We start from the raw sequence: 21,489 nt of genomic DNA on the forward strand, positions 1-21,489 counted from the left end.
CGGAGGACCTTCGGGCGCCGGTCAGACCCCGAAAGCCGCCGGATAGACGATCGTGCCCGAGGGGACGGGTGCGGAAGCGTCCAGGACGAGCGCCATCATGGCCTCGTCCGGAACCTCGAAACCTGGCTTGATTCCATACTCGGACGCCCGTACGAACCCGAACCGCGGGTAGTACTCCGGATGGCCGAGGACGAGGACGAGGGACTCTCCCTGCACCCGGGCCGCGTCGAGCACCGCGCGGACGACGGCCTGCCCGGCCCCCGTCCGCTGGAACTCCGGAGCCACCGAGACCGGCGCGAGCGCCGCCGCGGGGGCGCCGCCCACCCGGCAGCGGGTGATCAGGGCGTGCGCCGCGACGGTGCCGTCCGGGGCCTGGGCCACGTACGACAGACCGGGCAGCCAGGCGTCGGCGTCCAGCCGGAGGTTGTCGACCAGGTCGGCCTCCGTCTCCGACGGGTCGTCCGCCGACCCGAAGGCCGCACCGACGATCCGCCGCACCGTCGGTGCGTCCCCGGCGGTCTCCTCGCGGAGGCGCCAGCGCGGATCGGCCGGCTTCAGGACGAAGCCGGCATAGCCGTAGTCGGAGCCGTGCTCGCGCCGCAGCGCGATCTCGGCGCGCGCCCCGCCCACGGCCTCCGCCATGCCCGGCACGGTGGTGTCGGCCGCGTCGGCGTGCGCGGCGAGCGGGACGTAGTACTCGTCCCAGTCGCTCTCCGGCTGCGGGACGGTCCCGAGGACGTGGTAGCCGGCCCCGACCGCCGCCGCCGCGTTCCCGGCGACGGTGCGGAGCGTGTAGTGCTCCTCCCAGAAGGCGCGGGCCACCGGGCCCGGCTCCTCGGCGGTCCAGACGCACTCGGTCAGCACCAGCACGCCCCCGGGGGCGAGCAGCCTGCGCCATTCGGCGAGCGCCCGGTCGAAGCCCAGGACGAAGACCGAGCTCTCGGCCCAGACCAGGTCGAAGGAGCCGTCAGGGAAGGGCAGCGCGCCCATGTCGGCGCGCAGGGTGCGGATCGAGCCGTCGAGCCCCCGGGCGGCCGCGGCCTCCCGCAGCTCGGCGAGGAACGGCTCGTGGGTGTCGACCGCGGTCACCTCGGCGTTCGCCTCGGCGGCCAGGAGCAGCGCGGAACGGCCCGGGCCGCAGCCCAGGTCGAGCACGCGCGGACGCTCGGGAAGGACCCCCGCGAGCGCGAGGAGCCGACGGGTGGTGGAGTCGGAGCCCGGACCCTGCCGCGGAAGACCGTGGTGCAGGGCGAAGAAGGCGTCGTGCAATGCGTTGTCGGACAACGTGGGAAACCCTTGTGTGAGAGGGCCCCGGCCGACGACGTGACGTACCGGTGGGAAGACCGGGATCAGGTCAGCCGGTGACCCGGGAGCTGAAGCTGGACCGGGCGCTGCCGCACTGGGCAGCCTCCATCGCGACGGTCATCAACCTCAGCTCCTCTCCACACGTGTACGTCCGACGAGCGTAACAGGCCGGGTGTTCCGGCCGGGCGGGTCGGAGGCGGGGGTTCAGAGGCAGAGTTTCGCCTCGTGCTGCGCGTGGCCGGCCGGCTCCAGCTGGAAGGTGCAGTGCTCCACGTCGAAGTGGGAGCCCAGGCACCCCTGGAGGTCGTGCAGCATCTTCTCGTGTCCGACCGAGTCCAGGGCGCCCTGGTCCACCACCACGTGGGCGGAGAGCACCGGCATCCCGGAGGTGATCGTCCAGGCGTGCAGGTCGTGGACGTCCTCGACGCCCGGCAGGGCCAGGATGTGGGCCCGTACCTCCGCCATGTCGACGCCCTTGGGCGCCGCCTCCAGGAGCACGTCCAGCGTCTCGCGCAGCAGCTTGAGCGTGCGGGGCACGATCATCAGGCCGATCACGATCGAGGCGATCGGGTCGGCGTACTGCCACCCCGTGGCCAGGATGATGCCGGACGCGACGATCACCGTGACCGAGCCGAGCGCGTCCGCGAGGACCTCCAGATACGCCCCGCGGACGTTGAGGCTGTCCTTCTGGCCGCGTGCCAGCAGCGACAGGGAGATCATGTTCGCCACCAGGCCGACCACGGCGAAGGCGATCGCCAGACCGCCCTTGGTCTCGGCCGGCTCCACGAAGCGCCGGATCGCCTCGTACAGCACGTAGCCGCCGACGACGAGCAGCAGCAGACAGTTGGCCAGCGCCGCCAGGATCTCGGCCCGGGCGAAACCGAAGGTGCGGTTCCCGCTGGGCGGCCGGTTGGCGAAGTGGATCGCGAGCAGCGCCATCGCGAGGCCGACGGCGTCCGTCGCCATGTGGGCCGCGTCGGCGATCAGCGCGAGCGAGTCGGCGACCACACCGCCGATGATCTCGATCACCATCACGGAGAGCGTGATGCCGAGCGCGATCCGCAGCCGGTTCTTGTACGCGGCCCCCGCGGTGCCCGTGGGAGGGGCTCCGCCGTGGCTGTGTCCGTGGTCGTGTCCAGCCCCCATGAAATGGCCTCCCGGTCGAGTCGTTCCGTCTGCCCCAGATGGCAAGTGAACTACGGGTGGGGGGTATGTGCAACACGGTACTGAACACCGTTGTCATATGCTCTGACCTGCGGTGATGCCCTCAGGGCCGGCCATGGCGAGAACTGGTCGGCAGGGACCCCGGACGGCGGGCGCCGCCAGGGACCCCCGGCCCGGACCGCCACTCCTCCGGGCCGATCCCCCCAGGGCCTCTCGCACCCGCGAGGCCGCGGGTGGGCCCGGGGGAGTCCGGCCCGCGAAGCCTCGGTGAACTCACGCTCCGTTCATCCGATAGCCTCAGCCGACGTGCCGCCGCCCGGCGCCGGGCCGCACCGCCGCGCCCCGGGCCGCCACGGCCCGCAGGCCCCTCGTCAGCTCCAAGGAGTGAGTTCGTCTGTCGACCGCCATCCTCACCGGCCCGCCGGCACCCGGATCCTCGCTCGACGCTGATCTGCGGTCGCTCGGCTTCGACGTCCGGATCGCCAGCGGCACCGAGGAGACCGGCACCCTGCTGGCATCCGTCCCGGCGGGCGAGCGCGTCGCGCTCGTCGACCCCCGGTTCGTCGGTCATCTCCACGCCCTGCGCCTCGCCCTCACCGACCCCCGGTTCCCGGCCGAGGCCGTGCCCGGCGCGCTCACCGCGCAGAGCGAGGCCCGCCCCGCGCTCGTCCGGGCCCTGACCGCCGCGACCGCCGTGACCGTGCCCGCGGGCGCCCCCGGCACCGAAGGCCCCGCCGACGACCTGACGGGCACCCTCGCCGAGGCCCTCGACGCCGAGGGCGTCGCCGTGCACCGGCCCCAGCTCGGCACCCTCGTCGCCACCGTGCCCGCCGACGCCGAGGCCCGCCGCGAGGCGCAGGCCGCCGTCGCGGCCGTCGACGAGGAGGCCGTACGCCTCCGCTCGGCCGTCAAGGCCCAGGACGGCTTCTTCACCACCTTCTGCATCAGCCCGTACTCGCGCTACATCGCCCGCTGGTGCGCGCGCCGCGGCCTGACCCCCAACCAGGTCACCACCGCCTCGCTGCTCACCGCGCTGATCGCGGCCGGCTGCGCGGCGACCGGCGAGCGCGGCGGCTACGTCGCCGCCGGAGTCCTCCTCCTCGTCTCCTTCGTCCTCGACTGCACCGACGGGCAGCTCGCCCGCTACTCCCTGCAGTACTCGACGCTGGGCGCCTGGCTCGACGCGACCTTCGACCGCGCCAAGGAGTACGCCTTCTACGCGGGCCTCGCCCTCGGTGCCGCCCGCAACGGCGACGACGTCTGGGCCCTCGCGCTCGGCGCCATGGTCCTCATGACCTGCCGGCACGTCGTGGACTTCGCCTTCTACGAGGCCACCTACGACGCCACGGCGGGCAAGAGCGCCACCGCCGCGCTCTCCGGCCGGCTCGACAGCGTCGGCTGGACGGTCTGGGCCCGCCGCATAATCATCCTGCCGATCGGTGAGCGCTGGGCGATGATCGCCGTCCTCACCGCCGCCACCAGCCCCCGGATCGTCTTCTGGGCGCTGCTCGTCGGCTGCGCGTTCGCCGCCTGCTACACCACCGCGGGCCGCGTCCTGCGCTCCGTGATCCGTAAGGCGAAGAGGACCGACCGGGCCGCGCAGGCGCTGGCGGACCTCGCCGACTCCGGCCCACTGGCGAGCCTGGTGGCCCGGATCCTCGGCCGCCCGGGCGCCCGGGGCGCCGGGGTCGTCTTCGCCGCCGTCGCGACCGGCGGGCTGCTCTTCGCCGTGCTCGACCGGCCGTTCGGCGACCGGCAGACCGTGATCGCCGCCGTCGGCTACGCGGTCCTGGCCGGCGCGGCCGTCGCCCGCCCCCTCAAGGGCGCACTCGACTGGCTCGTGCCCCCGCTCTTCCGCGCCGCCGAGTACACCACCGTTCTCGTGCTCGCCGCCCGGTCCGACTCCGCGCACGCCCTCCCGGCGGCGTTCGGCCTGGTCGCGGCGGTCGCCTACCATCACTACGACACGGTCTACCGCATACGCGGTGGCACCGGCGCGCCGCCCGCGTGGCTGGTGCGCGTCACCGGCGGACACGAGGGGCGCACGCTCCTGGTGGTCGCTCTCGCCGCCCTCCTGGCGGACCGCGGTGACGACTTCACCCTGGCACTGACCGCCCTCGCGGTCGCCGTCGCGCTCGTGGTGCTCGTGGAGTCCATCCGTTTCTGGGTCTCTTCCGGAGCACCCGCCGTTCACGACGAAGGAGAAACAGCATGATCGGCCTCGTACTGGCAGCCGGTGCCGGACGCCGTCTGCGCCCCTACACCGAGACGCTTCCGAAGGCCCTCGTGCCCGTGTCCGGCGAGGGCACCGAGAACGAGCTGACCATCCTCGACGGGACGCTGAAGAACTTCGCCGAGATCGGCCTCACCGAGGTCGCGATCGTCGTCGGCTACCGCAAGGAGGCCGTCTACGACCGCAAGGACGCCCTGGAGGCCAAGTACGGCCTCAAGATCACCCTCGTCGACAACGACAAGGCCGAGGAGTGGAACAACGCCTACTCCCTGTGGTGCGCCCGAGAGGTCCTCAAGCGCGGTGTGATCCTCGCCAACGGCGACACCGTCCACCCCGTCTCCGTCGAGAAGACCCTCCTCGCCGCCCGCGGCAAGGGCCAGAAGATCATCCTCGCCCTCGACACGGTGAAGAAGCTCGCCGACGAGGAGATGAAGGTCGTCGTCGAGGAGGGCAAGGGCGTCCGGCGCATCACCAAGCTCATGGACCCGGCCGAGGCCACCGGCGAGTACATCGGTGTCACCCTCATCGAGGCCGAGGCCGCCGAGGAGCTCGCCGACGCCCTCAAGGCCACCTTCGAGCGCGACCCCGACCTCTACTACGAGGACGGCTACCAGGAGCTCGTCAACCGCGGCTTCACCGTCGACGTCGAGCCCATCGGCGACGTCAAGTGGGTCGAGATCGACAACCACGACGACCTCGCGAAGGGCCGTGAGATCGCGTGCCAGTACTGACCCGGCTGATCCCGTCGCCGGTCGTCGTCGACATCCGCCGAGGAGCGCTGGAGGACCTCTCCGCGCTCCTCGCGGACCAGCGGATCTCCAGCAACGGCAAGATCGCCGTGGCCATCAGCGGTGGCTCGGGCCTGAAGCTGCGTGACCAGTTCGCCGCCGAGCTCCCGGGCGCGGACTGGTACCCGGTCTCCGGCGGCACCATCGACGAGGCCGTGAAGCTCGCCGACGCCATGCGCGGCAAGCGGTACGACGCCGTGGTCGCCCTCGGCGGCGGCAAGATCATCGACGTGACGAAGTACGCGGCGGCCCGTGTCGGCCTGCCGCTGGTGGCCATCGCCACCAACCTGTCGCACGACGGGATCTGCTCCCCGATCTCGACCCTGGACAACGACAACGGCCGGGGTTCGTACGGTGTGCCCACCCCGATCGCCCTCGTCATCGACCTGGACGTGATCAGGGACGCCCCGGTGCGCTTCGTGCGCTCCGGCATCGGCGACGCGATCTCCAACATCTCCGCCCTCGCCGACTGGGAGCTGTCCCACCAGGTGAACGGGGAGCCCGTCGACGGCCTCGCGGCCGCGATGGCGCGCAGCGCCGGCGAGGCCGTGCTCCGCCACCCCGGCGGGATCGGCGACGACGACTTCCTCGTCACGCTCTCCGAGGGCCTGGTGATGTCCGGCATCGCCATGTCGATCAGCGGGGACAGCCGTCCCTCCTCGGGTGCCTGCCACGAGATCAGCCACGCCTTCGACCTGCTCTTCCCGACGCGGGCCGCGAGCCACGGCGAGCAGTGCGGCCTCGGCGCGGCCTTCGCGATGCACCTGCGCGGCGCCCACGAGGGCTCCGCCCAGATGGTCGAGACCCTGCGCCGGCACGGGCTGCCCGTGCTGCCGGAGGAGATGGGCTTCACCGTGGACGAGTTCGTCCAGGCGGTGTCCTTCGCCCCGCAGACCCGGCCGGGCCGCTTCACCATCCTGGAACACCTCGACCTGTCCGACGACGAGATCAGGGACGCGTACGCCGACTATGCAAAAGCCATCGGTAGCTGAGCTCCGCCCGGTCGTCCACCCCCCGGGTGTGAAGGACCGGCGGAGCGGTGAGCACTGGGGCGGCCGCCTCTACATGCGGGAGATCTCCCTCCGCATCACCCGGCGGCTCGTGGCCACCAAGGTCACCCCCAACCAGCTGACCTACCTGATGACCGTCTTCGGCGTGCTCGCCGCGCCGGCGCTCCTCGTGCCGGGCATCCCGGGCGCCGTCCTCGGCGTCCTGATGGTCCAGCTCTACCTGCTGCTCGACTGCGTCGACGGCGAGGTGGCCCGCTGGAAGCAGCAGTTCTCGCTGCAGGGCGTCTGGCTGGACCGGGTCGGCGCGTACCTGTGCGACGCGGCGGTCCTGGTCGGCTTCGGCCTGCGCGCCGCCGACCTGTGGGGCACGGGCCGCGTCGACTGGCTGTGGGCCTTCCTGGGCACCCTGGCCGCGCTCGGCGCGATCCTGATCAAGGCGGAGACCGACCTCGTCGGCGTCGCCCGGCACCAGGGCGGGCTCCCGCCGGTCAAGGAGTCGGCCTCCGAGCCGCGCTCCTCCGGGATGGCGCTGGCCCGCAAGGCCGCCGCCGCGCTCAAGTTCCACCGGCTGATCCTCGGGATCGAGGCCTCCCTCCTGATCCTGGTCCTCGCGATCGCGGACCAGGTCCGGGGCGACCTCTTCTTCTCCCGGCTCGGTGTCGCCGTCCTGTGCGGCATCGCCCTGCTCCAGACCGTGCTGCACCTGGTGTCGATCCTGGTCTCCAGCAGGCTGAAGTGAGGCCGGCCGTGAGTTCTCCGCTCAAGGTGGGAGCCGTCGTCATCACGATGGGCAACCGCCCCGACGACCTGCGCGCGCTGATCGAATCGGTCGAGGCGCAGGAGGGCGACCCGGTCGAGGTCGTCGTCGTCGGGCAGGGCACCCCGGTCACCGGGGTGCCCGACCGGGTCCGCACCGTCGACCTGCCGGAGAACATCGGCATCCCCGCCGGCCGCAACGTCGGCATCGAGGCCTTCGGCCCCGGCGGCACCGACGTGGACGTCCTGCTCTTCCTCGACGACGACGGGCTGCTCGCCCACACGGACACCGCCGAGCTGGTCCGCCAGGCCTTCACGGCGGACCCGCGCCTCGGCATCATCAGCTTCCGCATCGCCGATCCGGAGACCGGGGCCACCCAGCGCCGGCACGTGCCGCGGCTGCGCGCCTCCGACCCGATGCGCTCCTCGCGGGTGACGACCTTCCTCGGCGGCGCCAACGCCGTCCGTACCAAGGTCTTCGCCGAAGTGGGCGCTCTCCCGGGGGAGTTCTTCTACGCGCACGAGGAGACCGATCTCGCCTGGCGCGCGCTCGACGCCGACTGGATGATCGACTACCGTTCCGACATGGTGCTGTTGCACCCCACTACGGCACCTTCCCGCCACGCCTCGTACCACTTCAACGTGGCCCGTAACCGAGTGTGGCTGGCACGTCGCAATCTGCCCGCGCCCCTGGTGCCGGTGTATCTCGGCGTCTGGCTGCTGCTCACCCTGGCACGTCGGCCCTCGCCCTCCGCGCTCAAGGCGTGGTTCGGCGGTTTCCGCGAGGGGTGGACGACTCCCTGCGGGCCGCGCCGCCCGATGAGGTGGCGTACGGTGTGGCGCCTGACCCGGCTGGGTCGCCCCCCGGTCGTCTGACATCGTGGTACCGACGTGCCGCGCATCTTGAACACGAAAGTTTCGACTGTGAGTGACACACACCAGGGCGGGGCGGTCGCGACGAGCGCGCCCCCGTCCGTCGACGAGGGCCTGGCCCCGGCCGAGCTGGCCGCGAAGTACGGTCTCTCGGTCAGCGGCGCCCGGCCCGGGCTGTTCGAGTACGTACGCGAGCTGTGGAGCCGCCGCCACTTCATCCTGGCGTTCTCCTCGGCCAAGCTGACCGCCCAGTACAGCCAGGCCAAGCTGGGCCAGGTGTGGCAGGTGGCGACCCCGCTGCTCAACGCCCTGGTCTACTACCTGATCTTCGGGCTGATCCTGGGTGCCGGACAGGGGATGACCAAGGAGGTCTACATCCCCTTCCTGGTCACCGGCATCTTCGTGTTCACCTTCACCCAGAGCTCGGTCATGGCCGGCGTGCGGGCGATCTCGGGCAACCTCGGACTGGTCCGGGCCCTGCACTTCCCGCGGGCCAGCCTCCCGATCTCCTTCTCGCTCCAGCAGCTCCAGCAGCTGCTCTTCTCCATGATCGTCCTCGTGGCGATCGTGCTCTCCTTCGGCAGCTACCCCTCCCTCCGGTGGCTGCTGGTGATCCCGGCGCTCTTCCTGCACTTCGTGTTCAACGTGGGACTCGCCATGATCGTGGCCAGGATGGGCTCCAAGACGCCCGACCTCGCCCAGCTGATGCCGTTCATCATGCGGACCTGGATGTACGCGTCCGGCGTCATGTTCTCGATCCCGGTGATGCTCGCCGACAAGCCGGCCTGGATCGCCGACATCCTCATGTACAACCCGGCGGCGGTCTACATGGACCTGATCCGCTTCGCGCTCATCGACGGCTACGGCGCGCAGAACCTTCCCGACCACGTCTGGATGACCGCCCTCGCCTGGGCAGTGATCGTCGGCGCCGGCGGTTTCGTCTACTTCTGGAAGGCCGAGGAGAGGTACGGCCGTGGCTGATCCGAACCCGAGCAAGGTCCCCACCGTCATCTGCGACGACGTCCACATCGTCTACCGGGTCAACACCGGTGGCGGCGGCAAGGGCAGCGCCACCGCGGCGCTCAGCCGGATCGTCGGCCGCGGCAAGGCCGAGGTCAGCCGCGGCGTCCGCAAGGTCCACGCCGTCCGCGGCGTCACCTTCACCGCCTACCGTGGCGAGGCCATCGGCCTCATCGGCTCCAACGGCTCCGGCAAGTCCACCCTGCTGCGCGCCGTCGCCGGACTGCTCCCCACCGAGAGCGGCAAGGTCTTCACCGACGGCCAGCCCTCGCTCCTCGGCGTCAACGCGGCGCTGATGAACGACCTGACGGGCGAGCGCAACGTCATCCTCGGCGGCCTCGCCATGGGCATGAGCCGCGAGGAGGTGCGCGAGCGGTACGAGGGCATCGTCGACTTCTCCGGGATCAACGAGAAGGGCGACTTCATCAGCCTGCCGATGCGCACGTACTCCTCCGGCATGGGCGCCCGGCTCCGCTTCGCCATCGCGGCGGCCAAGAACCACGACGTCCTCCTCATCGACGAGGCGCTGGCGACCGGCGACCGCAAGTTCCAGATCCGCTCCGAGGAGCGCATCCGCGAGCTGCGCAAGGAGGCCGGCACGGTCTTCCTCGTCAGCCACAGCAACAAGTCCATCCGGGACACCTGTGACCGGGTGCTCTGGCTGGAGAAGGGGCAGCTCCTCATGGACGGCCCCACGGACGAGGTCCTCAAGGCGTACGAGCGGGAGACCGCCCGCTGACCGCGCCCCGTGTCGCGTGTGCCGCCCCCACCCTCCGGTGGGGGCGGTTCTGTTTTTCGCCCGCCGTGTGTCCGCTTTTCGCGCGTCGCGTGTCCGCCTGGAATGTTCATGTGGTCAACATCGGGCAGGATGAGTCCATGGCAGCGATCTCGGGGGGAAAGACCTATCACCACGGCGATCTGCGCAACGCGCTGATCTGCGCCGCCGTCGACCTGGCCACCGACGGGGGACCCGAGCGGGTCGTCCTGCGCGAGGCCGCCCGCCGGGTCGGCGTCTCGCCCACCGCCGCCTACCGGCACTTCGACGGGCGGGGTGAGCTGCTCCGTACGGTCAAGCTCCACGCGCAGTGCCGGCTCGCCGACTCCATGGAGCGCGCCGCCGCCCACGAGCCCGGCGCCGACGACCCCGCCCTGGCCGCCGAGCGCCGGCTCGTCGCCCTCTGCCGGGGGTACGTCGGCTTCGCCGTGGACGAGCCGGGCCTCTACCGGGCGGCGTTCTGCGTCCCCCGCCCCGCCGAGGCCGAGGAGCCCGCCGCCGGCCGGACCGCGGCCGAGCCCGAGATCCGCGCGTTCACCCTGCTCAGGGAGGCCCTGGACGGCCTCGCCAAGGCGGGCGGCCCCCGGCCCGAGGGCCGGACCGCGGCCGGAGCCGCCGCGTGGTCGGCCGTGCACGGACTGTCACTTCTGCTCCTCGACGGCCCGCTGCGGCGGCTGCCCGCGCAGCGCCGGGACGACGTCGTCGAATCCACCCTCGCCATGGTCGTCTCCGGCACGCGCGGGCTCTGACCTGGACCTGAGTTGAACTCCCTTTCCCCGTAGGGGTGTTGCTCGGTCGTGCGGACGAAGTCCCCGCTCCGCGCCACCCCGGAACGACGACTGCCGTCGTACAACGTAAGCTGGACCGGTCTGTTTCGAGGCAAGTAGGGCGATACCCCACGGCCATCGGGTCGCCAGGTCCCGGCCCGGCGGGCAGGAGTCGGCGGCGTGTCCGAAATAGGATGGATTGGGTCGGCAGTGTAGAACGGGAGTCGTGACGGCCATGACGCAGAATCTCCAGCTCCACGAGGGTCTCGCCGTCCCTCCGGCGGGCAGTGACCTGTGACGGACACCCGGCAGGCGCGACCCGACGCCGCCTCGCGCGCGACCCTCGGCAAGGCCTCGGACGAGAACTTCCCCGTGGCCCCCTTCTTCCTGCCCCGGGCCTGGCGTGACGACCTGATGGCCGCCTACGGCTTCGCGCGTCTCGTCGACGACATCGGCGACGGCGACCTCGCCCCCGGCGGCGCCGACGCCCGGCACCTCGGCCTCACCCCCGAGGAGGCCGAGGACCGGCTGGTCTTCCTAAACGCCTTCGAGGCCGACCTCCGCCGCGTCTTCGACGGCACCCCGCGCCACCCCCTGCTCCAGCGCCTCCGGCCGACCGTCGAGCGCTGCGGCCTCACCCCCGAACCCTTCCTCGGGCTGATCGCCGCCAACCGCCAGGACCAGCTCGTCAAGCGCTACGAGACGTACGACGACCTCCTCGCGTACTGCGAGCTCTCCGCCAACCCCGTCGGCCGCCTCGTCCTCGCCATCACCGGCACCGACACCCCCGAGCGGATCCGGCGCTCCGACGAGATCTGCACCGCCCTGCAGATCGTCGAGCACCTCCAGGACGTCGCCGAGGACCTCGGTAACGACCGCGTCTACCTGCCCGCCGAGGACCTCAAGCGCTTCCACGTCACCGAGGGCGACCTCGCCCGGCCCACCGCGGGCGCCTCCGTGCGCGCCCTCGTCGCCTTCGAGGCCGGGCGCGCCCGCGACCTGCTGCACGCGGGCGAACCGCTCGTCGGCAGCGTCCACGGCCGGCTCCGCCTGCTCCTCGCGGGCTTCACCGGCGGTGGTCTCTCGGCGCTCGACGCCATCACCGACGCCGGACACGACGTACTGACCGGCCCACCGAAGGCCACCAAGCCGAGCCTGATGCGCCAGGTGGGAGCGGTTCTGCTCCGGGCGCGGAGAGAGGGGTGAACGCGACCGTGGAGGGACAGCCCCAGTCGTCCGCACCGGTACTGGCCGCCTACAGCTACTGCGAGGCGGTCACCGGGCAGCAGGCCCGTAACTTCGCGTACGGGATCCGGCTGCTGCCGACCGACAAGCGCCAGGCGATGTCCGCGCTGTACGCCTTCTCGCGCCGCGTCGACGACATCGGCGACGGCACGCTCCCCGTCGAGACCAAGCGGGAGCGCCTCGAAGCCACCCGCGCGCTCCTCGACCGGGTCCGCGCGGGCAAGGTCGAGGAGGACGACACCGACCCCGTCGCCGTCGCGCTCGCCGACGCGTCCCGCCGCTTCCCGATCCCGCTCGGCGGGCTCGACGAGCTCATCGACGGCGTCCTCATGGACGTGCGCGGCGTGACCTACGAGAGCTGGGACGACCTCAAGGTCTACTGCCGCTGCGTGGCCGGCGCGATCGGCCGGATCTCGCTGGGCGTCTTCGGCACCCAGCCCGGCGCCCAGGGGGCCGACCGCGCCCCCGAGTACGCCGACACCCTCGGCCTCGCGCTCCAACTCACCAACATCCTCAGGGACGTCCGCGAGGACGCCGGGAACGGCCGCACCTACCTGCCGGCCGACGACCTCGCCAAGTTCGGCTGCGGGGACGGCTTCGGGAGTGCGACGCCGCCGCCCGGCTCCGACTTCGCCGGGCTCGTCCACTTCGAAGTCCGGCGCGCCCGCGCCCTGTTCGCCGAGGGCTACCGGCTGCTGCCGATGCTCGACCGGCGCAGCGGCGCGTGCGTCGCCGCCATGGCGGGCATCTACCGGCGGCTGCTCGACCGCATCGAGCGCGACCCCGAGGCCGTGCTGCGCGGCCGGGTCTCGCTGCCGGGCCGGGAGAAGGCGTACGTCGCCGTGCGCGGGCTCTCCGGGCTCGACACCCGCCACATCGCCCGGCGAACCGTCCGGAGGCGTGCCTGATGAGCCCCTGCGCCTCCGCCCACCGGGCAACCCGAAGCACCTCCCCGGCGTCCCTGCCTGCGGCGCACCTGTCCGAGGTGCTGCCGGCCACGGCCGCCTCCCGGCCCGCGGGGGCCCTTTCGGCAGGGATCCCTTCCGTGGTGTCCCCGCCGACCGACCCGACCCGAACGGAGGCCCCGTGACGACCGACGGAACCGAGCGGAACTCCCGGCAGCCCCACGCCGTCGTCGTCGGCGGCGGGCTCGCCGGCATCACGGCCGCCCTCCAGCTCGCCGAGGCCGGCGTGGGGGTCACCCTGCTCGAAGGCCGGCCCCGCCTCGGCGGCCTCGCCTTCTCCTTCCGCCGCGGCGACCTCACCGTCGACAACGGCCAGCACGTGTACCTCCGCTGCTGCACCGCCTACCGCTGGTTCCTCGACCGCGTCGACGGCACCCGGCTCGCCCCCCTCCAGGACCGCCTCGACGTCCCCGTCCTGGACGTCGGCCACCCCCGCGGCCCCCGCCTCGGCCGGATCCGCCGCGACGCCCTCCCCGTACCGCTGCACCTCGCGCGCAGCCTCGCCACGTACCCCCACCTCTCCCTCGCCGAGCGCGCCTCCGTCGGCCGCGCCGCGCTCGCGCTGAAGAAGCTCGACCCCGCCGACCCGGCCCTCGACGGCATCGACTTCGCCACCTGGCTCGGCCGCCACGGACAGTCCCCCCGGACCGTCGAGGCCCTCTGGGACCTGGTCGGCATCCCCACCCTCAACGCCCCCGCCCCGCAGGCCTCCATGGGGCTCGCCGCGATGGTCTTCAAGACCGGCCTCCTCTCCGAGCCCGGCGCCTCCGACATCGGCTGGGCCCACGTCCCGCTCGGCGAACTCCACGACACCCGGGCCGCGAAGGAGCTCGACGCCCTCGGCGTCCGCACCGAGCTGCGCACCAAGGCCGAGCGGATCTCCCGTACCGACGACGGGCGTTGGACCGTCGAGGTGCCGGGGGAGACGATCGAGGCCGACGCCGTCGTCCTCGCCGTACCGCAGGCCGAGACGCACGCCCTGCTGCCCGAGGGCGCCCTCGACGACCCCGACCGGCTCCTCGACATCGACACCGCGCCGATCCTCAACCTCCACGTCGTCTACGACCGCAAGGTGCTGAAGCGGCCCTTCTTCACCGCTCTCGGCTCGCCCGTCCAGTGGGTCTTCGACCGCACCGACTCCTCCGGACTGAAGGGCGGCGGCCAGTACCTCGCCGTCTCCCAGTCCGCCGCCCAGGACGAGATCGACGAACCCGTCGCCGCCCTGCGCGAGCGCTACCTCCCGGAGCTGGAACGGCTGCTGCCCGCCGCCCGCGGCGCCGGGATCCGCGACTTCTTCGTCACCAGGGAGCGGACGGCCACGTTCGCGCCCTCCCCGGGCGTCGGCCGGCTCCGCCCCGGCGCCCGCACCCGGGTTCCCGGCCTCTACCTGGCCGGATCCTGGACCGCCACCGGCTGGCCCGCGACCATGGAGGGCGCCGTCCGCAGCGGCTTCAGCGCAGCGGGCGCGGCGCTCTCCACCCTCGGCCGCCGTCATGACCATCCGCTGCAGGAGGCGGCATGACTGTGAGTACCGGAACTAGAGGAGAGACCGTGCCGACTGTGCCGCCGGGTAATCCGGCCGTCGACACCGCGGACGTGTCCGCACTGCTGGAGCGGGGGCGGACCCTGTCCACCCCCGTACTGCGGGCGGCCGTCGACCGCCTCGCCGCGCCCATGGACACCGTGGCCGCCTACCACTTCGGCTGGATCGACGCCGGTGGCAACCCCGCCGACGGAGACGGCGGCAAGGCGGTCCGCCCCGCGCTGGCCCTGCTGTCCGCCGAGGCCGCCGGCGCCGCGCCCGAGGTCGGCATCCCCGGTGCCGTCGCCGTGGAGCTCGTCCACAACTTCTCGCTGCTCCACGACGACCTGATGGACGGCGACGAGCAGCGCCGCCACCGCGACACCGTGTGGAAGGTGCACGGCCCCGCCCAGGCCATCCTGGTCGGCGACGCGCTGTTCGCCCTGGCCAACGAGATCCTGCTGGAGCTCGGCACCGTCGAGGCCGGGCGCGCCACCCGCAGGCTCACCACCGCCAGCCGCAAGCTCATCGACGGGCAGGCCCAGGACATCTCCTACGAGCACCGCGAGCGGGTCACCGTCGAGGAGTGCCTGGAGATGGAGGGCAACAAGACGGGCGCCCTGCTCGCCTGCGCCGTCTCCATCGGTGCCGTCCTCGGCGGCGCCGACGACCGCACCGCCGACAAGCTGGAGGAGTACGGGTACCACCTCGGGCTCGCCTTCCAGGCCGTCGACGACCTCCTCGGCATCTGGGGCGACCCGGAGTCCACCGGCAAGCAGACCTGGAGCGACCTGCGCCAGCGCAAGAAGTCGCTGCCGGTCGTCGCGGCCCTCGCCGCGGGCGGACCCGCCTCCGAGCAGCTCGGCCGACTGCTCGCCGAGGACGCCAAGTCCAACGACTTCGACAGCTTCTCCGAGGAGGAGTTCGCCTTCCGGGCGGCCCTCATCGAGGAGGCCGGAGGACGGGAGTGGACCTCCCAGGAGGCCCGCCGCCAGCACGCCGTCGCGATCGCGGCCCTGCACGAGGTGGACATGCCCGCCCGTGTGCGGGAACAGCTCACCGCGCTGGCCGACTTCGTGGTCGTACGGAAGAGATGATCACCATCACCCTGATATGAGTTCGCGGTCGCCGGCCGGTGCCTTCCGGCGCCGGCCGACGGCAGACCCGTAGAAGCAGAAGTAACCGACTGCCGCAAGGGGAAGCCATGACAGCGACGACCGACGGAAGCGCCGGGGCCGTGGGCCCCAGGGCGGCCGCGGCCAGTACCACGCAGGACACCGGCGCCGCCGCGCCGGGCCTCGACGAAGCCGCCGCACGGGCCGCGGAGCGCGCCGTCGAGCACCTGCTCGCCCGCCAGGACCCGGCGGGCTGGTGGAAGGGCGACCTGGAGACCAACGTCACCATGGACGCCGAGGACCTCCTCCTCCGCCAGTTCCTCGGCATCCTCGACGCCGACACCGTCCGCGCGGCGGCCCGCCACATCCGCGGCGAGCAGCGGGAGGACGGCGCCTGGGCCACCTTCTACGGCGGACCCGGCGAGGTCTCCGCCACCGTCGAGGCCTATGTCGCCCTGCGGCTCGCGGGGGACCCGCCCGAGGCCCCGCACATGGCCCGCGCCTCCGCCTGGGTGCGCGCCCGGGGCGGCATCGCCGCCGCCCGGGTCTTCACCCGGATCTGGCTGGCCCTCTTCGGCTGGTGGCGCTGGGAGGACCTGCCCGAGCTGCCCCCCGAGCTGCTCTTCCTGCCGAAGTGGTTCCCGCTCAACATCTACGACTTCGGCTGCTGGGCCCGGCAGACGATCGTGCCGCTCACCGTGGTCTCCGCGAAGCGCCCGGTCCGCCCCGCGCCCTTCCCGCTCGACGAGCTGCACACCGATCCGGCCCGGCCGAACCCGCCCCGTCCCCTCGCCCCGGCCACCGGCTGGGACGGGATCTTCCAGCGGCTCGACAAGGCGCTGCACGCCTACCACCGGATCGCGCCGCGCGGGCTGCGCGGGGCCGCGATGAACCTGGCCGCGCGGTGGATCGTCGAGCGCCAGGAGAACGACGGCTGCTGGGGCGGCATCCAGCCGCCCGCCGTCTACTCGGTCATCGCCCTCCACCTGCTCGGCTACGACCTCCAGCACCCGGTCATGCGCGCGGGCCTGGAGTCCCTCGACCGCTTCGCCGTCTGGCGCGAGGACGGTCCCTCCGGGCCCGACGGCCAAGGAGCCGGCCCCACCCGCATGATCGAGGCCTGTCAGTCGCCGGTCTGGGACACCTGCCTCGCCGCCATCGCGCTCGCCGACGGGGGTCTCCCCCCTGACCATCCGGCCCTGGTCAAGGCCGTCGACTGGATGCTCGACGAGGAGATCACCCGGACCGGGGACTGGGCGGTGCGGCGGCCCGGGCTGCCCCCGGGCGGCTGGGCCTTCGAGTTCCACAACGACAACTACCCCGACATCGACGACACCGCCGAGGTGGTGCTCGCCCTGCGCCGGGTCAGGCACACCGACCCGGCGAGGGTGGACGCGGCCGTCGCCCGGGGCATCACCTGGACCCTCGGCATGCAGTCGCGCAACGGCGCCTGGGCCGCCTTCGACGCCGACAACACCAGCCCCTTCCCCAACAAGCTCCCCTTCTGCGACTTCGGGGAGGTGGTCGACCCGCCCTCGGCCGACGTCACCGCCCATGTGGTGGAGATGCTGGCCCACGAAGGGCTGGCCGAGGACCCCCGTACCCGCAGGGGAATCGAGTGGCTGCTCGCGAACCAGGAGCCGAACGGCGCCTGGTTCGGCCGCTGGGGCGTCAACCACGTCTACGGGACCGGCTCGGTGCTCCCCGCGCTCACCGCCGCCGGACTGCCCGTCTCCCACCCGGCCGTCCGCCGGGCCGTCCACTGGCTCGGGACCGTGCAGAACGAGGACGGGGGCTGGGGCGAGGACCTCCGCTCGTACGAGGACGAGGCGTGGATCGGACGCGGTGCCTCCACCGCCTCCCAGACCGCCTGGGCGCTCCTCGCCCTCCTCGCGGCCGGCGAGCGAGAGTCGGAGCCCGTCCGGCGGGGTGTGGCCTGGCTCGCCGGGACGCAGCGCGAGGACGGCACCTGGGACGAGCCGTACTTCACCGGGACCGGCTTCCCCTGGGACTTCTCCATCAACTACCACCTGTACCGGCACGTCTTCCCCCTCACGGCGCTCGGGCGCTACGTGCACGGGGAGCCCTCGCCCGGCAAGGACCGCTGATGGGCCGCGGGCCGGGCCCGGACCCGGCCGCCTGCCCCGGCACGGCTCCGCCGCTGCTGATCGCCTGCGCGCTCGGCATCGAGCAGTTCGCCCTGCGCAGCGGGGACCGCGGCGGCGCCCCGGGGCCGGTGACCGTGGTGCGTACGGGCATGGGCCCCGCCCACGCCCGCCGGACCGTCGCCCGGGTGCTCGGCGAGGAGCGGTGGGCGGACGCCGCCGTCATCGCCTCCGGTTTCTGCGCGGGGCTCGCCCCGGGCATGCACCCGGGGGACCTGGTGGTCGCGGAGGAGACCCGTGGCCCCGAGGGCACGACCCCCTGCGTCGGCACCGAGCTCCTGGTGAAGGCGCTGGTCAGAGCCGTACCCGGGCGGACCGTCCACACCGGCCCGCTGAGCGGCTCCGACCATGTGGTGCGCGGCCCCGAGCGGGCCGCGCTGCGCGCCACCGGCGCGATCGCCGTCGACATGGAGTCCGCGGCGACCCTGCGCACCGCGCGGGAGGCCGGACGGCTCGGGAGCGGCCCGGACGCCCGCCCGGTTGCGGCCGTCCGGGTGGTCGTGGACGCTCCAGAACATGAACTGGTCCGGATCGGCACGGTACGCGGGGGAATATCAGCCTTCCGTGTCCTTCGTGCCGTCCTTCCCGCGTTCTTCGAATGGCACCGTTCTTTGCTGCTCCCCAGGAGGTGAACGAGTTATGGCCATGCCGCTCCGTCAGTCCATCAGGGTCGGGACCTACCTCTTCGAACAGAAGCTCCGCAAGCGGGACAAGTTCCCGCTGATCGTCGAGCTGGAGCCGCTCTACGCCTGCAACCTCAAGTGCGAGGGCTGCGGAAAGATCCAGCACCCGGCGGGTGTCCTCAAGCAGCGCATGCCGGTCGCGCAGGCCGTCGGCGCGGTCCTGGAGTCCGGCGCCCCCATGGTGTCCATCGCGGGCGGCGAGCCCCTGATGCACCCTCAGATCCACGAGATCGTCCGTCAGTTGGTGGCCAGGCGCAAGTACGTCTTCCTCTGCACCAACGCGATGCTGCTCCGCAAGAAGCTCGCGGACTTCACGCCCTCCCCGTACTTCGCCTTCGCCGTGCACATCGACGGCCTGCGCGAGCGGCACGACGAATCCGTCGCGAAGGAGGGCGTGTTCGACGAGGCGGTGGCGGCCATCAAGGAGGCCAAGCGGCGCGGCTTCCGCGTCACCACCAATTCGACCTTCTTCAACACGGACACCCCGCAGACCATCATCGAGGTGCTCAATTTCCTCAACGACGACCTTCAGGTCGACGAAATGATGATCTCGCCCGCCTACGCCTACGAGAAGGCCCCCGACCAGGAACACTTCCTCGGCGTCGAGCAGACCCGGGAACTCTTCAAGAAGGCCTTCGCGGGCGGAAACAGGCGCCGCTGGCGCCTCAACCACTCGCCGCTCTTCCTGGACTTCCTCGAAGGAAAGGCCGATTTCCCCTGCACGGCCTGGGCCATTCCCAACTACTCGCTCTTCGGCTGGCAGCGCCCCTGCTATCTGATGAGCGACGGCTACGTCCCCACGTACCGCGAACTCGTCGAGGACACCGACTGGGACAAGTACGGCCGCGGAAAGGACCCGCGCTGCGCCAACTGCATGGCCCACTGCGGCTACGAACCCACCGCCGTCCTCGCCACCATGGGTTCCCTCAAGGAGTCCCTGCGCGCGATCCGGGAGACCGTCTCCGGGAGCGACGGGTGAGGTGGCCGGCATGAGCGGCGAGTTCGACCTGCGGGCGCTGCTCGCCGAGCGCGGCGGCGAGCGTTACGAGCTGCACGCCAGGTACCTCAACCACCAGCTGCCGCGCATGCTCCACACCATCGGCTTCGACAAGGTGTACGAGCGGGCCGAAGGTGCCCACTTCTGGGACGCCGACGGCGTCGACCACCTCGACATGCTCGCCGGCTTCGGCGTGATGGGCCTCGGACGGCACCACCCTGTCGTCCGCAAGGCCCTCCACGACGTCCTGGACGCCCAGCTCGCGGACCTCACCCGCTTCGACTGCCAGCCCCTGCCGGGACTGCTCGCCGAGCGGCTGCTGGCCCACAGCCCGCACCTCGACCGCGTCTTCTTCGGCAACAGCGGCACCGAGGCCGTGGAGACCGCCCTGAAGTTCGCCCGGTACGCCACCGGGCGGCCCAGGGTCCTCTACTGCGCCCACGCCTTCCACGGGCTCACCACCGGCTCGCTCTCCGTCAACGGGGAGCGATGTTTCCGGGACGGCTTCGAGCCGCTCCTGCCGGACACCGAGATCGCCCTGGGCGACCTGGAGGCCCTGGAGCGGGAGCTGCGCCGGGGCGACGTGGCCGCCTTCGTCGTGGAGCCGATCCAGGGCAAGGGCGTCCACGAAGCGCCGCCCGGCTTCCTGCTCGCCGCCCAGGAGCTGCTGCACCGGCACGGCGCGCTGCTGATCGCGGACGAGGTGCAGACCGGCCTCGGCAGGACCGGCGACTTCTACGCGTACCAGCACGAGGCCGGGGTCGAGCCGGACCTCGTCTGCGTCGCCAAGGCGCTCTCCGGCGGCTACGTGCCGGTCGGGGCCACCCTCGGCAAGGACTGGATCTTCAAGAAGGTCTACTCCTCGATGGACCGGGTCCTCGTCCACTCGGCGAGCTTCGGGGCGAACGCGCAGGCCATGGCGGCCGGGCTCGCCGTCCTGTCGGTCATGGAGGACGAGGGCACGGTCGCCCACGCCCGCCGGATGGGCGAGCTGCTCTCGGGCCGCCTCAGGGAGCTCGTGCCCCGCTACGAGCTGCTGCACGAGATCCGCGGGCGCGGTCTGATGATCGGGATCGAGTTCGGCCGGCCGTCCTCGCTGGGGCTCCGCGGCCGCTGGACGATGCTGCAGACGGCCCGCAAGGGACTCTTCGCGCAGATGGTCGTCGTGCCGCTGCTCCAGCGGCACCACATCCTCACCCAGGTCTCCGGGGACCGTCTGGAGGTGATCAAGCTGATCCCGCCGCTGGTCGTCGACGAGACGGACGTGGACCGGTTCGTCACGGCCTTCACGGCGGTCATGGACGAGGCCCACGGCGGCGGCGGGCTGATGTGGGACTTCGGGAGGACCCTGGTGAAGCAGGCGGTCGCTCAGCGTTAGCGCGAAGGTCTTTGCCTCTGGGGCAAGAAACTTGCCTCAGAGGCATGATCCTGGCGCAATGGACACATGGACCACGTCCCCGGGGAGATCTCCCCGGACACCGCCACCCCCGGCGTCCTGCCCGACGTCGCCCCGCAGCTGCGGGCCCTGCGCCGCCGCCGGGGACTCACCCTGGAGGCCGCCGCCCAGCGGGCCGGTCTCTCGCCGGCCCACCTCTCCCGGCTGGAGACGGGGAACCGGCAGCCTTCGCTGCCGATGCTGCTCGGCCTCGCCCGTATCTACGGTACGACGGTCTCCGAGCTCCTGGGCGAGGCACCCCCCGAGCGGGACCCCGTCGTCCGGGCCGGCCGCTCCGAGCCCGTCGAGGCCGACGGCTGGATCTACCGGCAGGCCGGCGGCGCCGGGCGGGCGCTCCAGTGCCTGCGCGTCCACGTGCCGTACGCCACCCGGGCCGACATCGTGCGGGTCCACCCCGGTGAGGAGTGGATCCACGTCCTGGAGGGGCGGGTGCGGCTCGCGCTCGGCGAGGCCGTCCACGTCCTCGATCCGGGGGACAGCGCGCACTTCGACTCGCTGACCCCGCACCGCATCGGCGCCGCCACCTCCGGCGGGGCCGAGCTGCTCTTCGTGCACACCCTGCTGCAGAGTCCCGTCGCCGAGCTGTGCCTCGGGGACGGAACGCCGCACCGGCGCTGAGACCGCGTGATCCCGTCCGAGAAGAAAGGCAC

19 protein-coding genes are annotated in these 21,489 nt (G+C 72.3%); 17 read left to right on the forward strand and 2 right to left on the reverse strand.

Going from position 1 to position 21,489, the window contains the following annotated elements; genetic code table 11:
- Positions 1-21 precede the first annotated feature (21 nt).
- A complete protein-coding gene (locus ACF08F_RS17705) occupies positions 22-1,284 on the reverse strand; it encodes a GNAT family N-acetyltransferase (RefSeq protein ID WP_392299405.1) in 1,263 nt (420 codons plus the stop codon).
- Positions 1,285-1,509: 225 nt separating this feature from the next.
- Positions 1,510-2,451: a cation diffusion facilitator family transporter gene (locus ACF08F_RS17710; RefSeq protein ID WP_392299406.1), complete on the reverse strand. Its 942-nt coding sequence runs from the start codon at positions 2,449-2,451 to the stop codon at positions 1,510-1,512.
- Positions 2,452-2,863: 412 nt separating this feature from the next.
- On the opposite strand from ACF08F_RS17710, the gene ACF08F_RS17715 reads away from it, so the two are divergent.
- From ACF08F_RS17715 to ACF08F_RS17795, 17 genes are all read left to right on the forward strand, one after another.
- Positions 2,864-4,684: a DUF5941 domain-containing protein gene (locus tag ACF08F_RS17715; protein WP_392299535.1), complete on the forward strand. Its 1,821-nt coding sequence runs from the start codon at positions 2,864-2,866 to the stop codon at positions 4,682-4,684.
- Entirely contained in the window at positions 4,681-5,433 is a 753-nt protein-coding gene (locus tag ACF08F_RS17720) for a sugar phosphate nucleotidyltransferase (protein ID WP_392299407.1), read from the forward strand. The genes ACF08F_RS17715 and ACF08F_RS17720 overlap by 4 nt, the downstream gene beginning before the upstream one ends.
- Complete coding sequence (locus ACF08F_RS17725; protein WP_392299408.1) at positions 5,421-6,482, forward strand: iron-containing alcohol dehydrogenase family protein; 1,062 nt, start codon at positions 5,421-5,423, stop codon at positions 6,480-6,482. Before ACF08F_RS17720 ends, ACF08F_RS17725 begins: the two co-directional genes overlap by 13 nt.
- Positions 6,460-7,239: a CDP-alcohol phosphatidyltransferase family protein gene (locus ACF08F_RS17730; RefSeq protein ID WP_392299409.1), complete on the forward strand. Its 780-nt coding sequence runs from the start codon at positions 6,460-6,462 to the stop codon at positions 7,237-7,239. The genes ACF08F_RS17725 and ACF08F_RS17730 overlap by 23 nt, the downstream gene beginning before the upstream one ends.
- 47 nt (positions 7,240-7,286) lie before the next feature.
- Entirely contained in the window at positions 7,287-8,132 is an 846-nt protein-coding gene (locus ACF08F_RS17735) for a glycosyltransferase family 2 protein (protein WP_392299536.1), read from the forward strand.
- Between the two features lie 48 nt (positions 8,133-8,180).
- Positions 8,181-9,110 (forward strand): ABC transporter permease, encoded by a 930-nt coding sequence (locus ACF08F_RS17740; protein ID WP_392299410.1) that lies wholly within the window; start codon positions 8,181-8,183, stop codon positions 9,108-9,110.
- The gene (locus ACF08F_RS17745; protein ID WP_392299411.1) at positions 9,103-9,888 is read left to right on the forward strand and encodes an ABC transporter ATP-binding protein; all 786 of its coding nucleotides are present in this window, start codon (positions 9,103-9,105) and stop codon (positions 9,886-9,888) included. The genes ACF08F_RS17740 and ACF08F_RS17745 overlap by 8 nt, the downstream gene beginning before the upstream one ends.
- 137 nt (positions 9,889-10,025) lie before the next feature.
- Positions 10,026-10,673 carry a TetR/AcrR family transcriptional regulator gene (locus ACF08F_RS17750; protein WP_392299412.1) on the forward strand — a complete coding sequence of 216 codons (648 nt, stop codon included), beginning with the start codon at positions 10,026-10,028 and terminating at the stop codon, positions 10,671-10,673.
- A gap of 312 nt (positions 10,674-10,985) precedes the next feature.
- Positions 10,986-11,897 (forward strand): squalene synthase HpnC, encoded by a 912-nt coding sequence (hpnC, locus tag ACF08F_RS17755; protein WP_392299413.1) that lies wholly within the window; start codon positions 10,986-10,988, stop codon positions 11,895-11,897.
- Entirely contained in the window at positions 11,894-12,844 is a 951-nt protein-coding gene (gene hpnD / locus ACF08F_RS17760) for a presqualene diphosphate synthase HpnD (RefSeq protein ID WP_392299414.1), read from the forward strand. The genes hpnC and hpnD overlap by 4 nt, the downstream gene beginning before the upstream one ends.
- A gap of 178 nt (positions 12,845-13,022) precedes the next feature.
- Positions 13,023-14,423, forward strand: coding sequence for a hydroxysqualene dehydroxylase HpnE (hpnE, locus tag ACF08F_RS17765; protein WP_392299415.1), 1,401 nt, complete (start codon positions 13,023-13,025; stop codon positions 14,421-14,423).
- Positions 14,420-15,520: a polyprenyl synthetase family protein gene (locus ACF08F_RS17770; protein ID WP_392299416.1), complete on the forward strand. Its 1,101-nt coding sequence runs from the start codon at positions 14,420-14,422 to the stop codon at positions 15,518-15,520. The genes hpnE and ACF08F_RS17770 overlap by 4 nt, the downstream gene beginning before the upstream one ends.
- A gap of 107 nt (positions 15,521-15,627) precedes the next feature.
- Complete coding sequence (gene shc, locus ACF08F_RS17775) at positions 15,628-17,646, forward strand: squalene--hopene cyclase (protein WP_392299417.1); 2,019 nt, start codon at positions 15,628-15,630, stop codon at positions 17,644-17,646.
- The gene (locus ACF08F_RS17780) at positions 17,646-18,335 is read left to right on the forward strand and encodes a 1-hydroxy-2-methyl-2-butenyl 4-diphosphate reductase (protein ID WP_392299418.1); all 690 of its coding nucleotides are present in this window, start codon (positions 17,646-17,648) and stop codon (positions 18,333-18,335) included. The genes shc and ACF08F_RS17780 overlap by 1 nt, the downstream gene beginning before the upstream one ends.
- A gap of 7 nt (positions 18,336-18,342) precedes the next feature.
- Positions 18,343-19,365, forward strand: coding sequence for an adenosyl-hopene transferase HpnH (gene hpnH, locus ACF08F_RS17785; RefSeq protein ID WP_392299419.1), 1,023 nt, complete (start codon positions 18,343-18,345; stop codon positions 19,363-19,365).
- A 10-nt stretch (positions 19,366-19,375) separates the two neighbouring features.
- Positions 19,376-20,761 (forward strand): aspartate aminotransferase family protein, encoded by a 1,386-nt coding sequence (locus tag ACF08F_RS17790; protein WP_392299420.1) that lies wholly within the window; start codon positions 19,376-19,378, stop codon positions 20,759-20,761.
- 66 nt (positions 20,762-20,827) lie between these two features.
- On the forward strand, positions 20,828-21,457 hold the full coding sequence (locus ACF08F_RS17795) for a helix-turn-helix domain-containing protein (RefSeq protein WP_392299421.1): 630 nt from the start codon (positions 20,828-20,830) through the stop codon (positions 21,455-21,457).
- The last annotated feature ends 32 nt before the right edge of the window (positions 21,458-21,489 follow it).

Origin of the sequence: Streptomyces sp. NPDC015130 (assembly GCF_043080005.1) — a bacterium.
In the GTDB taxonomy this organism is placed as follows: Bacteria; Actinomycetota; Actinomycetes; order Streptomycetales; family Streptomycetaceae; genus Streptomyces.

Coding starts and splice junctions, on each gene's coding strand:
- ACF08F_RS17710 (WP_392299406.1), bottom strand. CDS start 2,451: ATGGGGGCTGGACACGACCACGGACACAGCCACGGCGGAGCCCCTCCC.
- ACF08F_RS17720 (WP_392299407.1), top strand. CDS start 4,681: ATGATCGGCCTCGTACTGGCAGCCGGTGCCGGACGCCGTCTGCGCCCC.
- ACF08F_RS17730 (WP_392299409.1), top strand. CDS start 6,460: ATGCAAAAGCCATCGGTAGCTGAGCTCCGCCCGGTCGTCCACCCCCCG.
- ACF08F_RS17735 (WP_392299536.1), top strand. CDS start 7,287: ATGGGCAACCGCCCCGACGACCTGCGCGCGCTGATCGAATCGGTCGAG.
- ACF08F_RS17750 (WP_392299412.1), top strand. CDS start 10,026: ATGGCAGCGATCTCGGGGGGAAAGACCTATCACCACGGCGATCTGCGC.
- ACF08F_RS17770 (WP_392299416.1), top strand. CDS start 14,420: ATGACTGTGAGTACCGGAACTAGAGGAGAGACCGTGCCGACTGTGCCG.
- shc (WP_392299417.1), top strand. CDS start 15,628: ATGACAGCGACGACCGACGGAAGCGCCGGGGCCGTGGGCCCCAGGGCG.
- ACF08F_RS17780 (WP_392299418.1), top strand. CDS start 17,646: ATGGGCCGCGGGCCGGGCCCGGACCCGGCCGCCTGCCCCGGCACGGCT.
- hpnH (WP_392299419.1), top strand. CDS start 18,343: ATGGCCATGCCGCTCCGTCAGTCCATCAGGGTCGGGACCTACCTCTTC.
- ACF08F_RS17790 (WP_392299420.1), top strand. CDS start 19,376: ATGAGCGGCGAGTTCGACCTGCGGGCGCTGCTCGCCGAGCGCGGCGGC.
- ACF08F_RS17795 (WP_392299421.1), top strand. CDS start 20,828: ATGGACCACGTCCCCGGGGAGATCTCCCCGGACACCGCCACCCCCGGC.